Consider the following 11,939-nt stretch of genomic DNA (forward strand, 5'->3'; position numbering starts at 1 on the left):
CTTCATAGGCGACGCTCATCGCCGTCGAACCGCATTGGGCGATTTTTTTGCGGTTTTAAGCGCAGCGCAATGTCGCCTGCACGGATGCTGCACAATAACATCCCAACGCCCTTCCGACCGATCCGGAAATCCCGAAGCCGGGGTGATGCGGCAGGACGGATGCACAACATGCCTGATTTGGAAGGGCCAGACGTTGAAGTACGCCTTTTTTCGCTTGGTTGAGATTGGCGTTTTCATCGGCGAGCTTACTGGACGCGCCGCAGATGCCCCCCGCCACGCCAGCACACGGCCGCACGAGAGCAGGTACAGTCTCCATGCCCAGCGTGGGCCCAGGCGCCCAATGACCCGCCGTGTAGCGACGATGTGCATCGCCCGCTGGGCGGCAATCCGTCGTCGCATCACGGCCGTCAAATGAGTCAGGCCGCTTTCCAAATACAATGCCGGGCCTTCCCCAAGGCGGTTCGCCAGCAGGTTGATGCAGTCAACCGCGCCGATCGGTTGTCTCTTGCCCTTTTTGATGGTTAGGCTGATCAGTGAAACAGATGACCAGGGCGTTTGCAGCGAGTGACGGGGAGCATAGGGCAACTGCCGAAGGAAGGCCGTTCGTCCAATCGCTTTTCGGCGAAAGGCGCAAGTTTCTCATACTCACCGGTGCGATTTGGCTCTGCTGGATTTGCCTGTACGCCGCCCCTTATGTACTGATTGTATCCCGCATCTCCCTTTATGGACTGCTCGGCTTTGTTCTCTCCGGGATCAGCGGATTCATTCTTTCGCTCCTGATTCTTGGCGGCGTCATCCGGACATTGGCCACGCAGGGCCGGCATGCAATTCTGATCGTTTCCGCCGGAACCTTGACCCTCGGCGTGATTCAAAGCTTTCTCGACATTGCCATATTCGATTTCGTGAGTGCCTTGGGCAATCTGACGATATGGACGTCATTTCCCTATGCTTCGCGCTGGGCCGACAATTTTGCGGCATTCGCGTTTCAATTTTCCCTGCTTGCCGTGACGTTCTGGACGCTTGAGCGAGCGGAGATGCATCGCGCACGGGACCTTGAACTGCAGCGAGCCAAAATCGCGGCGACCGAGGCCAATCACGCGGCCACCGTCGCGCGCCTTGCCGCACTGCGCTATCAGCTCAATCCCCACTTTCTCTTCAATACGCTCAATTCGATTTCGTCGCTGGTCATCACGGGGCGGAACGATCAGGCAGAAGAAATGCTATCCCGTCTCGCCGATTTCTTGCGGGTGACGCTGGAATCGGAATCCTGCGGCCAGACGCTGGAACATGAACTTGAGACAGTCGCCGCCTATCTGGCGATCGAGCAAACCCGCATCGGAGACAGGTTGGCGATCGACATCACATGCCCGCCCGACCTGCGCGATTGCGAGATGCCGAATTTCATCCTGCAGCCGCTTGTTGAAAATGCGATCAAACATGGAGTAGCCGATCAGAGTCGGGTGGTGACGATCCGGATCGAAGCTGCCCGCAATGGCGAGGATATTGTCATTGTAATCGAAGACGACGGCAGTCCTGGCGCGGTCTCACGCGGCGGGACCGGAATCGGCCTGCGCAACGTTCGCGAACGGCTCAACGCGCTCTATGGCGAACGCGGCCAGCTTGAGGCCGTCCGGCGCGATGCCGGCTTTCTGTCGATCGTACGACTCCCCTACAAACACCATATGGTCTCGTAATGACAATTCGCGTCCTGCTCGTTGACGACGAACAGCTGGCCATTGACAGGCTCAATGACTTGCTACGCAACCTTGAAGATGTCTCGGTAGTGGGGAGTGCCTCGTCTGCGGCGGACGCACATGAGCGAATTGCAGAATTGGCACCGGACCTTGTCTTTCTCGACATTCAGATGCCCGGCGGCAACGGGATGGCGCTCGCTGCAGATTTGCCGCGCGATCGGCGTCCGGAAATTATCTTTGTGACCGCCTTCGAACATTTTGCGCCAGACGCCTTCGAAGTCGATGCGACGGACTATCTCTTGAAGCCGGTACGCTTCGATCGTTTGCGATCGTCAATAGCGCGCGCCAAACGGCGGATCGCACTCTCGCGGCCTCCTGAGGACGGCCAGCCCCAATATGCCGATGCAATTTGGGTGGCCGTGCGCGGCGGACAGATACGCCTGAGCGTCAGTGAAATCGATTGGATCGAGGCGGCAAAAGATTATGTCATGCTCCACACCGGCACCCGAAGTTATCTTCATCGGGCGCAGATGAGTGCATTGGAATTGCAACTCGATCCGTCCGAACTGATGCGCGTGCACCGATCGAGCTTCGTACGGCTTTCGCTCGTGGATGGAGTCGAGCGACCGGGGCGCGGGAGTCTGAGCCTCTTGCTTCGCGACGGCGCGGTGATCCAGGTCGGTCCGAGCTATGTCAAACAGGTTATGGATCGGCTCGGCCTGTCGTAACTCGTCGCCTCAGCAAACGTAGCTGCTTCCGTTCCATCGCGGGAAGCCGCCCGCTCTCATGTGCGAAGCGCCACTTCCCATATGCATCTCGGTCGCTAAATCGCGCCGTGGGACCCCAGAGCGCGCAGCGTTGATTGTATCCGGAAAGTCGGGCGACCCACCGTGGTGGGCCGCCCGTCCAAGCTGGATCAGGGACGATCGAGCTTTGGATCTTGTTCGCGATGCTTGCCGGAAGCACCCGAAACCGTCGGCTGATCAGATGATCCAACGCGACCGCTCTGTCCTTCTTGAGACAGGGTTTCGCCCATCCGGAGCGCGCTTGCAGCGCAAATGCGATAAAGATGGCCGCCGCAGGACGACATCGACCAAAGGCGATTCTGGCGTGACGAAAAGCGGTCGCCGAGTTCGAACTGCTGGCCGAGATGTGCCTTGAACGCGGAACGTGCCGTCAAAGCGGCGCTGTACGTCCAAAACCCCGTCTAAAGTCGGAGCGCGGCGAGGACCTGATCGTGGAATGCGGGACCGACGGGAACCTTGGCACCGTCCGACAGCAAGAGTCGAAGCGCGCCCTTACCTGGCTTTTCGACCGCGACGACCGATTTGAGGCGCACCATATGCGATCGATGTACCCGCATGATCACACGCGGGTCGATTCTGCGTTCGAGATCGCTGATCTTCGCCCGATAGATGTGGGTCTTCGTTGACGTGTTCAGAAGCACATAGTCGCGGGCGGCTTCGATCCAGTCGATGGTGTCGACATCGATCCGAATGGCGCCCTGCCGATAAGGAACCCAAACGCCGCTATCATAGGCATTGTCAGGTGGCGGCTCCGATTTGACGGCGTCCTCGCGCAAGGCCGCGATCACGGTCGACAGTTCGACCGCATGGCTTTCCGCCCGGAGCAACGCGATGCGTCGCCGCGCTCGTTCGATGGCAACTCGAAATCGATCGAAACTGACGGGTTTGAGCAGGTAATCTATCGCTTCGACGTGAAAGGCCTCGATTGCGAAACGGTTGAACGCAGTCACAAAAATGATTTCGGGCCGCCAATCGTTCGCACCGAGTGACTCGGCAAGCTCTATTCCTGACAGGCCCGGCATCTGGATGTCGAGGACGACGACATCCGGGCGGAGGGAGGCAATCAATCTGGCGGCCTCAAGCCCTTCGACAGCACTACCCACAAGTTCGATGTCCGGTGTTTCGGCGAGTGCAGCCTCCAGTCGCGCGAGTGCGAGCGGTTCGTCATCGACAAGCATGACCCGCATCGCCGGCTGAACGCCGTGCTGCGAAAAACTGTTATAGAACAATGGTTGCGCCGGGATATTCATGATCTGCAAGTAACAGAAATCGCGCGGAGCGCCGATCCAGTTGGTCGCATCGGATCTCGTCTTCGTCGATTATCGGGACTGATACAGGCGCGCGGAGCGCAGTACGCAATCTATGACAACGACCGCATTTCGCTCAACGGCGAGCGACAGCACCGTAGGAACGGCCGAACAACAACTAAAAGTCCTTTTGGTCGACGACCCCGCCGGCCTCGACCAACTTTGCGCGATCGCGTCGCCCCTCCCCTACGCGCAAATCGTGGCAGCGGCATCGTCGAAAGCCGATGCCCGCGCCGCGATCGCGCTCGCAAACCCCGATCTGATCATCGTCAATGTGGAGCTGGGTGACGACAGCGGCTTTGATGTTGCGGCAGCCGCGGGAACCGCCGAAGTCGTATTCCTGGCATCGTCAGGCGAATTTGCGGCTGACGCATTCAAATTCAATGCGGTCGACTATCTTGTGAAACCGGTACGGTCGGAATCGCTGCTCCCCGTCATCCTGCGCGCGCGCGAACGAATGCTGGCCAAGCGAGCCCTGGAAGCCGCGCGGAGGCATCCCGCTATCCCGTCGACGATGCACGGCGAAGGATTCTGGGTCAAATATCTAGGGCGCACCTTTTTTGTCCCGATCAGCTCGATAAGCTGGGTCGAAGCGCATGGAGAATATGTCCGGCTTCATGCGGACGGCCGGGCGCATTTGGCGCGATTAAGAATGAACGATCTGGAAGAACTATTGCAATCGCGTCAGCTGATACGGGTTCACAGGTCCGCCTTTGTGCGGCTCGACAGCGTGAAGGAAGTCAAGCGCGACGGAAATCGTATCGCTGCCGTCCGTTCGAGCTGCGGCCAATGGGTCGCTGTCGGTGCACGATATGAAAAGGCGGTTCGAAATTATCTGAGGGCGTAAAAAAGCAAAAGGGGAGCAGCGCGAACGCTACCCCCCTTCCCTTCGGATTCAGGCGATCAGAAGTTCACTTTCGCACCCAACCGGAAGTATCGGCCGACGATATTCGGACCTGCCCACGCCGGGTTGTAGCCATAGATGCCGTAAGCCGCGTTCGGATCGAACGGTGCCTTGGTATCGAACAGGTTCAGGACATTGGCATACAGGGTGAAGTTCTTCGACACCTTCTGCGACGCCGTCAGATCGACGTTCCAGATCGCCTTCGACCGGCACATCACCGGCGTACCGTCCGGATAGGTCGCGGCACCGGCTGCAACCGCGCTTTCGCAATCACCCGGCGTGGCTCCGAAGTCCACCTGCGCGACATGGTAGCCGCTGGTGAAATAGGTCGTCGCCGAAATCGTGGTGTCACCAAAGGCGATCGTGTTCTGCCAGCTTGCGCGCCACTTGGGCGAACCCGAACAGGATGTGGTGTTGCACGGGCTCAGCGTTCCCTCATAGCGCTCGGGCGGCTGAGCTTCGCCGGTGACCGGGTCGACAAGTGTCAGATGGTTCTTGTCGAGATACGATGCTTCGAACGACGTCGTGAACCGGACATCGTCGCTGACGTCGAACCGGCCATTGACGCCAAAATCGACGCCCTGGACAAGCTGCCTGTTGGCGTTGGCAAAGGAAGCCTGGATCGATCCGATATGTGGCAGGGCATTGGGATTGGCCTGATCGGGGATACCGGGCGTCACGACGAAGCCGGGAATGTTCACGACCCCGTTGTTCTTGTAATAAGCCGCGAGCACGGGACCGATATTGCTGACGCCGACAATCTGGTCGCGAATTTTGATCCGCCACAGGTCGATCGTGAAGCTGACGTTCGGAATCGGTTCGAAAATCGCCCCCAGCGTATAATTCTGGGACCGCTCCGGCGAGAGTTCGGGGTTGCCGACGTTGGTCAGCCCGACCGAGAAGGGGCTGGATGCATACGCGTTGTTGCCATGCGCGGCGCAGAAGGCTGCATAGGTGGTGCAAAAGGTTCCGCCGCCCTGCGTCACGAACCCGGTCGTGGGCAATCCGAATGCTTCGTTGAAGCTCGGAATGCGGAAGCCCTTCGACCATGTGCCGCGAAGCGCGAGTTGCCGCACCGGCGTCACTTTCACGCCGACCTTTGGCGAGAAGTTCTTTTGCCCGGTGGAATAGCTGTCGTACCGGCCGGACAGGTTGACTTCGAGCTCGTCCAAAATGGGCGCGCTCAGTTCTCCGAACGACGAGAAGACGTTGCGGCTGCCCGAGGTGCCGACCGCGTTGATCACATAATAGCGATCATAGGGATGGGCATCATTCTGCGGGTTGGCGCTCGGCGCGTCGATCGATTCCTGGCGGTAGGCCACGCCGAGGGCCGCTTCCAGCGTTCCGCCGGGAAGTTCGGCCAGCGAACGGGTGACGTTTGCGGTTGCCTGCCACAGGTTGGAGTTCGACCGCGTGACATTGGTCGGCATGACATAGTCCCAGACCGACTGGGGCGTCGCATCGGGGTTGGCAAAGTTGAACGTGCCGCGAGCGACCACGTCCATGATACGCTGCGGGATGGCATAGCCGCGCTGCACCCTGGTGAGCTGCACATTCGACGCCGTGAAATCCGCCGAATAACGCCAGCTGTCGCCGAAGGAACCCGTCAGGCCGATTGCGCCGCGAAGCGACCGCGATGAGGTTTCATCGGTGGTCGGACGGTCGGGCATGAAGAATAGCTGAGCCGTCTGATCCGAACTCGCGTAGGGATTGTACGGGTTGAGGACGCCATTCGTGGCGTCGCAACCGGTACCGACGCCGTTGAGCGTTCCTTTGCCGGCAGCACATACGTAAACCGGCGCGATCACATTGTAGACCACGGCACCGCTGCGCGGTGCGGTCGGACGGTCGTGCCAGCGACGAGGTGCAGACGAGGAGAATGTCTGGGTCTTGTAGAAGTTGCCCTGCGCATAGAGTTGGTGATTGTCGCCAAGATTGGCTGTGAACCGCGCCGAGACGCCAAATCGTTCGATCTCGGGCTGCAGCATCGAATATTCGCCGACCGCATTATAGGTACAGACGCGGCCGTCGGCAGGCGCCGTGGCCGATCCGCCTTGCGCGGGATCGATTTGCGCGGCGGTGAGCTGTATGGTGTCCCAGCGTCCGCACCCTAAGGCCGGGTTCAGGAAAGCATAGCGACCGCTGCCAATTGCACCGCCGGCATCGGTCACGGGGCGAACCATCGTAACACCGGGAACGGGCGCGAACCCGTTAAAATACCCGTCGGGGCTCACGCCATTGGGGTTGAGATTGTGCATGCAGGAGTTGGCGGCATTGCAAATACGGCTCCAGTCCGCCGTGTTGAACGGATAGCCGCGATCGCGTGCCCATAGGGCGTCCTGCTTCTGATATTCGCCGCTCACATAGAAGTTGAAGCCCTGATCGGCGAGGTCGCCATACCCGTAGGTCAGATCGGCCCGGCGTTCACCGGTGTCGCCACGCTGTGAAATGCCGACCGAAGCGTTGGCAAACAGACCTTCGACCTGCTTCTTCGTGATGACGTTGATCACGCCGGCGACGGCGTCGGCCCCATAGGTCGACGAGGCGCCATCGCGAAGAATTTCGATGCGTTCGATGATTGCGCTGGGGATCGTGTTGAGATCGACGAAATTGCGCTGGCCGTCGTCCGCGAGCGGATAGGGCGCCATGCGCAGGCCGTCAAAAATGCTCAGCGTCGACTGCACCGTCAAACCGCGCAACGACACGGCGTTCGCTCCGGACGCAAAATTGTGGCCTGCGTTCCAACCCTGCGAAATGGTTCCGGCATTGCCGGCGGAGACGCGCTGCAGCGCTTCGGCCGCAGTATTAAGGCCGCGCTCTTCGAGGGTGGCCGCCGACAGAACGGTGACTGGCGAAGGCGTTTCCACATTGGTGCGCCGGAAAAGCGAGCCAGTCACGACGATCTCTGCCTGAACGCCTTCCGTAGTTGCGGCGTCGTCATCGGCCGAGGCGGTCGGCGCATTCTGGGCGCTGGCCGGCATTTGCGCCATCAGACCGAGCGCAGCCGATCCGCACAAAAGCTTGGCAAAAAGCTTCGTTCTATTCGTCATTGACTATCCCTTTTTTCATATTTCTGGTTGGCAACGCGCCGTCACGGGCACGACTCTCCCGCAGCAAAGGCCCGCACGGCCCGCGCAGCATCGCGGTCGGCCTTCAGACGCGGTTTGCCGACGGCCTTCTGGGGAAAATCGGGTCGATCGAAGACAGAGAAGTCGCCAACTGTCCGATCTTTGCTTTAAAGCGGCGAAATCGGAGTTACGGCCGACGAATGCGGCGCGGCACAAATGGCTGGCCCATGCCCGCTCGAAGGCGACGTTCGCCCCAGGCCGATCGTCAGGGCAAGCGGCTAGTCCGGGCAGTGCCCGTCGATGTTGACAGCGATATGACAAGCGCCGGCGCCGCGCACTGCCTGGTCTGCCGCGCTAACACGCGCCCAATCACCGGACCGCCGCGCATCTTGACCATTTGCGTGCCCGACCGACCGGGCCTCTGCCATCGCATCGCAGATGCTTGCGTGTGCGGATCGATTGTATGCCACACCACACCCGATATCTCGTTCGAACCTCTCGACTGCCTCCAAATCGACCGTCACATCGCCTTCGATCCAGATCGATGCATGCGCAAGCATTGCGACCATGGATCGGCGGCGACGGACGAGCGACGCAGTTCCGCCGATCTTGCGACCGGCGACAGTCAGGTTGAAGCGCCCGTCGCAATGGCTGAAGGGCACCCATCCCACGTCCGCATCGACACCCGCCGATCGCAGCACAGCGACAAGCCGACCGCAAAATCGCTCGAACGCCGTGGTCACATCGCGGCTGTCGTCGATCCACGCGTCGAACGCGCTGACGTTGAGCATGCCCGGGCGATGGACGACCGTCGTTCCGCCGCTCGTTCGCACATGGACCGGCCAGCCGCGCGCCGCGCTCTCCGCGGCGGCGCGCGCAAAGGTGGGTAACGCCGCAAAGCGACGGGTTGTGACGAGGCATTTGGTGTTGGTCCACAGCCGCAGCCCGCGTGCGGCCGCATCGCCATTCAGCAAAGCCGCCAACCGCTCGGCATCCGCATCTATGGCTTCGCGGCCCCGCCCGGCTTCGATTGCCGCTCCGGACGAAAAACCTGCAGCAAGCGTTTCGACGGTAGGTATCGGGCGCACGCGTCAGCCGATGCGTGCGGCCACTTGCCCAGGGCGCACCGCTTCTTCGGCCGGAACCAAAATCGTCAAGCTACCTGCAGCCGGAGCGACAAGCTCAAAGCTCGATTTTTCCACCATGATCTCGGCAACAATGGCGCCCTGGGCAACGATATCGCCGTCCGAATAGAGCCAGGCCGAGATTGCGGCTTCGTCGCCATCGTTCCAGAGGCCGGTCGGAATGGTCACGTCAGTCATTGGCGGAAGGCTCCATCATATGCTGTGCGGCCGCGACGATCTTGTCGGCGTTGGGCAGCACGAAATGCTCCATCACGGGGGTGAAGGGCACGGGGATGTCGGGAAAGGCGATCCGCTGCGGCGCCGAGCGCAGCGTGATGCCAGCCTCGCAGACGCTCGCGATGATTTCGGCGCCGACGCCATAGCTCAGATAATCGTCGTCGACGGCGAGCAGGCGCCCGGTCTTGCACACCGACGCGCGCACCGTTTCGCGGTCGAGCGGCGCGATGCTGACGAGATCGATGACTTCGGCGGAGACATCGTCGCCGGCGAGCTTTTCCGCGGCATCGAGCGCCTGGTGGACCGACAGGCCCAGCCCGACCAAGGTGAGGTCGCTCCCTTCGCGCACGATCTTTGCCTTGTCGAGCGGGACGACATAGTCGGTGCCGGGCACTTCGGTGATCGACCGCTGCACCGTGCCGAGCCAGCCCATCCCCTGCAGCGCCTTGTGATACATGAAAACGACCGGATTGGGGTCGCGGATCGCCGCGAGCATCAGGCCCTTGGCATCATGCGCGTTCGACGGGATGACGACCCTGAGCCCCGGCAGGTGGCCGAAGGTCGCATAGAGCGTCTGGCTGTGCTGCCCGGCATCGCCATATCCGCCGCCGACGCTCGTCATCAGCACCATTGGGCAGGTCACCTGCCCGCCCGAGAAATAGCATTGCTTCGCCGCGAGATTGTAGATGGCGTCCATGCAGACGCCGAAGAAGTCGACGAACATCAGCTCGACGATCGGGCGCATCCCGGCCGCGGCAAGCCCGGTCGCGGCACCGATGAAGGCGGTCTCCGAAATCGGCGTGTCGCGCACGCGCTCGGGTCCGAACTTGTCGAGCAACCCGGTGGTCGTGCCGAACACGCCGCCCAGCTTGGCAATGTCTTCGCCCATCACGAGGACATTTGCATCGCGCTCCATCTCCTGGCCGATCGCTTCGGAAATCGCACGCGCGATGGTCAAGCGGCGCGCGGGAGCGGTGGTGGTCGGGGCGTCAGGCGAAGACATGGGCAAAAGCCTCCTCGGGCTGCGGATAGGCGGCGGCGCGCGCGGCGGCGAATGCCGCGTCGACCGCGGCGCGCGCTTCGCATTCGGCCTTGTCGAGCTCGGCGCCCTCGAAGCCCTCGGACAAGAGGCGGGCGCGATAGGCGGGGATCGGGTCTTCCGCCTTCAACCGATCGACCTCGCCTTCGGGGCGATAGCCCTCGGCATCACCCATGAAATGCCCTTCGAGTCGGCAGGTTTCGATCTCGATCAGCGACGGCCCCTCGCCGCGCCGCGCGCGCGCGATGGCTTCGCCCGCCACGCGGTGCACCGCATCGGCATCATTGCCCGGCACGAAATGGCCGGGCATCGCATAGGCGGCGGCGCGGTCCGAATTGCGTTCGACCGCGGTGCAATCGCGCTTCGCGACCGAAATGCCATAGCTATTGTCCTCGATGACGAAGATCGCCGGGACTTTCCACACCGATGCAAGGTTGAGCGCCTCGTGGAACGCCCCCTGATTGGCGGCGCCCTCGCCCAGAAAGGCGACGGCGACATGGTCCTCGCCGCGCAGCTTGCTCGCCAATGCCGCGCCGACGGCGGGGCCAAGGCCTTGCGCGATAATGCCCGAACAGGCGAAATTCACCCGCGCGTCGAACAGGTGCATATGTCCGCCGCGCCCGCCCGACAGGCCCGAGGCCTTGCCGAATATCTCTGCCGCCATGGCGTCGAGGTCGACACCCTTGGCGATTGCGACATGGTGCGGGCGGTGCGTCGCGGTGACCGTGTCGCCGGGACGCAAATGCGCGCACACGCCGACCGCGCAGGGCTCCTGCCCGTCAGACAGGTGCATCTCGCCCGGCAGCGGCCCCTTCGCCATGTTGAACACCGGCGTTTTCCCTTCGAAATAGGCGGGCTTGATCAGCGCCTCGAAATGCCGGCTCTTGACCATCGTGGCGTACATCCACAGCCGGTCGCTGCGATTGCTCGGTGTACCGCTCATCGAGCGACCCACCCGCCGTCGATCACCAGCTCGATTCCGGTAACGAACCGCGCCTCGTCGCTGGCCAGATAGACCGCCCCCATGGCGATATCCTCCGGCGCACCGACCGCATTGAGCGGACAGAGCGCTGCGACCGCGCCCCAGGGATCATCCTCGGGGATCGAGCCTTCGCGCACCCAGCCTTCGACGGCGAGTTCGAGCATCGGGGTGCGGATGCAGCCGGGATGGATCGAGTTGCACCGGATCGGCAGCGCGTGCGCCGCCCATTCAATCGCAAGGCTCTTGGTCATGTGCCGGACCGCGCCTTTCGACGTGTTGTATGCAAGCTGGTCGGGATATCCGACGAGCCCCGCGATCGACGAGATGTTGACGACGCTTGCCGGCGCCCCCGCCGTGCCGCCGCTCGCCAGCAAGGGTTGCAGCGTGCGGCAACCGAGAAACAGGCCGTCGACATTGACCGCCATCACCGACCGCCAGTCGGACAGGCTGTGGTCGGTCATCGGCTTGACGAGCTCGACGCCGGCATTGTTGACGAGGATCGACAGCGCAGACCCGATGCGGTCGGCGGCAGCTTTCCAGGCTTCTTCGCGCGTCACGTCGAGCGCAAGCGGCTCGGCGCCGATTTCGGCGGCCAGCGCTTCGACGCCGGCGACGTTGATATCGGCGGCGAATATCGTTGCGCCCTCGGCCGCCATGGCGCGGGCAATGCCTGCCCCAATTCCCTGCGCCGCGCCGGTCACCAGCGCAATCTTGCCTTTCAGCCTGTCGGCCATCGTCCATCTCCCACGGTCTTTCGATCGGACCTAGGGGAGCGGAG

Annotated in this window: 11 protein-coding genes; 3 read left to right on the plus strand and 8 right to left on the minus strand. The window is 61.9% G+C overall.

Annotated features, from left to right (window positions below; translation table 11 throughout):
- The first annotated feature begins 542 nt into the window (after window positions 1–542).
- Complete coding sequence (locus JI743_RS08260) at window positions 543–1,694, plus strand: sensor histidine kinase (RefSeq protein ID WP_236659918.1); 1,152 nt, start codon at window positions 543–545, stop codon at window positions 1,692–1,694.
- Window positions 1,694–2,422 carry a LytR/AlgR family response regulator transcription factor gene (locus tag JI743_RS08265; protein WP_227340336.1) on the plus strand — a complete coding sequence of 243 codons (729 nt, stop codon included), beginning with the start codon at window positions 1,694–1,696 and terminating at the stop codon, window positions 2,420–2,422. Before JI743_RS08260 ends, JI743_RS08265 begins: the two co-directional genes overlap by 1 nt.
- Window positions 2,423–2,610: 188 nt before the next feature.
- On the opposite strand, the gene JI743_RS08270 is transcribed toward JI743_RS08265, so the two are convergent.
- Entirely contained in the window at window positions 2,611–2,874 is a 264-nt protein-coding gene (locus JI743_RS08270; protein ID WP_201927805.1) for a hypothetical protein, read from the minus strand.
- A 27-nt stretch (window positions 2,875–2,901) separates the two neighbouring features.
- On the minus strand, window positions 2,902–3,729 hold the full coding sequence (locus JI743_RS08275) for a LytR/AlgR family response regulator transcription factor (RefSeq protein WP_201927807.1): 828 nt from the start codon (window positions 3,727–3,729) through the stop codon (window positions 2,902–2,904).
- A gap of 133 nt (window positions 3,730–3,862) precedes the next feature.
- On the opposite strand from JI743_RS08275, the gene JI743_RS08280 reads away from it, so the two are divergent.
- Window positions 3,863–4,654 carry a LytR/AlgR family response regulator transcription factor gene (locus JI743_RS08280; RefSeq protein ID WP_201927809.1) on the plus strand — a complete coding sequence of 264 codons (792 nt, stop codon included), beginning with the start codon at window positions 3,863–3,865 and terminating at the stop codon, window positions 4,652–4,654.
- A 56-nt stretch (window positions 4,655–4,710) separates the two neighbouring features.
- On the opposite strand, the gene JI743_RS08285 is transcribed toward JI743_RS08280, so the two are convergent.
- The 6 genes from JI743_RS08285 to JI743_RS08310 form a co-directional block, all read right to left on the minus strand.
- The gene (locus JI743_RS08285) at window positions 4,711–7,761 is read right to left on the minus strand and encodes a TonB-dependent receptor plug domain-containing protein (RefSeq protein ID WP_201927811.1); all 3,051 of its coding nucleotides are present in this window, start codon (window positions 7,759–7,761) and stop codon (window positions 4,711–4,713) included.
- A gap of 296 nt (window positions 7,762–8,057) precedes the next feature.
- Window positions 8,058–8,867 (minus strand): lipoate--protein ligase family protein, encoded by an 810-nt coding sequence (locus tag JI743_RS08290; protein WP_201927814.1) that lies wholly within the window; start codon window positions 8,865–8,867, stop codon window positions 8,058–8,060.
- A gap of 3 nt (window positions 8,868–8,870) precedes the next feature.
- A complete protein-coding gene (locus JI743_RS08295; RefSeq protein ID WP_201927816.1) occupies window positions 8,871–9,101 on the minus strand; it encodes a biotin/lipoyl-containing protein in 231 nt (76 codons plus the stop codon).
- Complete coding sequence (locus JI743_RS08300; protein ID WP_201927818.1) at window positions 9,094–10,143, minus strand: alpha-ketoacid dehydrogenase subunit beta; 1,050 nt, start codon at window positions 10,141–10,143, stop codon at window positions 9,094–9,096. The genes JI743_RS08295 and JI743_RS08300 overlap by 8 nt, the downstream gene beginning before the upstream one ends.
- A complete protein-coding gene (locus JI743_RS08305) occupies window positions 10,130–11,122 on the minus strand; it encodes a thiamine pyrophosphate-dependent dehydrogenase E1 component subunit alpha (protein WP_201927819.1) in 993 nt (330 codons plus the stop codon). Before JI743_RS08305 ends, JI743_RS08300 begins: the two co-directional genes overlap by 14 nt.
- Complete coding sequence (locus tag JI743_RS08310; protein ID WP_201927820.1) at window positions 11,119–11,895, minus strand: SDR family oxidoreductase; 777 nt, start codon at window positions 11,893–11,895, stop codon at window positions 11,119–11,121. The genes JI743_RS08305 and JI743_RS08310 overlap by 4 nt, the downstream gene beginning before the upstream one ends.
- Between the last annotated feature and the right edge of the window lie 44 nt (window positions 11,896–11,939).

This window comes from Sphingopyxis jiangsuensis (genome assembly GCF_016734905.1).
GTDB lineage: Bacteria > Pseudomonadota > Alphaproteobacteria > Sphingomonadales > Sphingomonadaceae > Sphingopyxis > Sphingopyxis jiangsuensis.

What these genes read in the sequence shown, in the direction of transcription:
- JI743_RS08260 (WP_236659918.1), top strand. Translation starts at nt 543, where the DNA reads ATGACCAGGGCGTTTGCAGCGAGTGACGGGGAGCATAGGGCAACTGCC.
- JI743_RS08265 (WP_227340336.1), top strand. Translation starts at nt 1,694, where the DNA reads ATGACAATTCGCGTCCTGCTCGTTGACGACGAACAGCTGGCCATTGAC.
- JI743_RS08280 (WP_201927809.1), top strand. Translation starts at nt 3,863, where the DNA reads ATGACAACGACCGCATTTCGCTCAACGGCGAGCGACAGCACCGTAGGA.
- JI743_RS08285 (WP_201927811.1), bottom strand. Translation starts at nt 7,761, where the DNA reads ATGACGAATAGAACGAAGCTTTTTGCCAAGCTTTTGTGCGGATCGGCT.
- JI743_RS08295 (WP_201927816.1), bottom strand. Translation starts at nt 9,101, where the DNA reads ATGACTGACGTGACCATTCCGACCGGCCTCTGGAACGATGGCGACGAA.
- JI743_RS08300 (WP_201927818.1), bottom strand. Translation starts at nt 10,143, where the DNA reads ATGTCTTCGCCTGACGCCCCGACCACCACCGCTCCCGCGCGCCGCTTG.
- JI743_RS08305 (WP_201927819.1), bottom strand. Translation starts at nt 11,122, where the DNA reads ATGAGCGGTACACCGAGCAATCGCAGCGACCGGCTGTGGATGTACGCC.
- JI743_RS08310 (WP_201927820.1), bottom strand. Translation starts at nt 11,895, where the DNA reads ATGGCCGACAGGCTGAAAGGCAAGATTGCGCTGGTGACCGGCGCGGCG.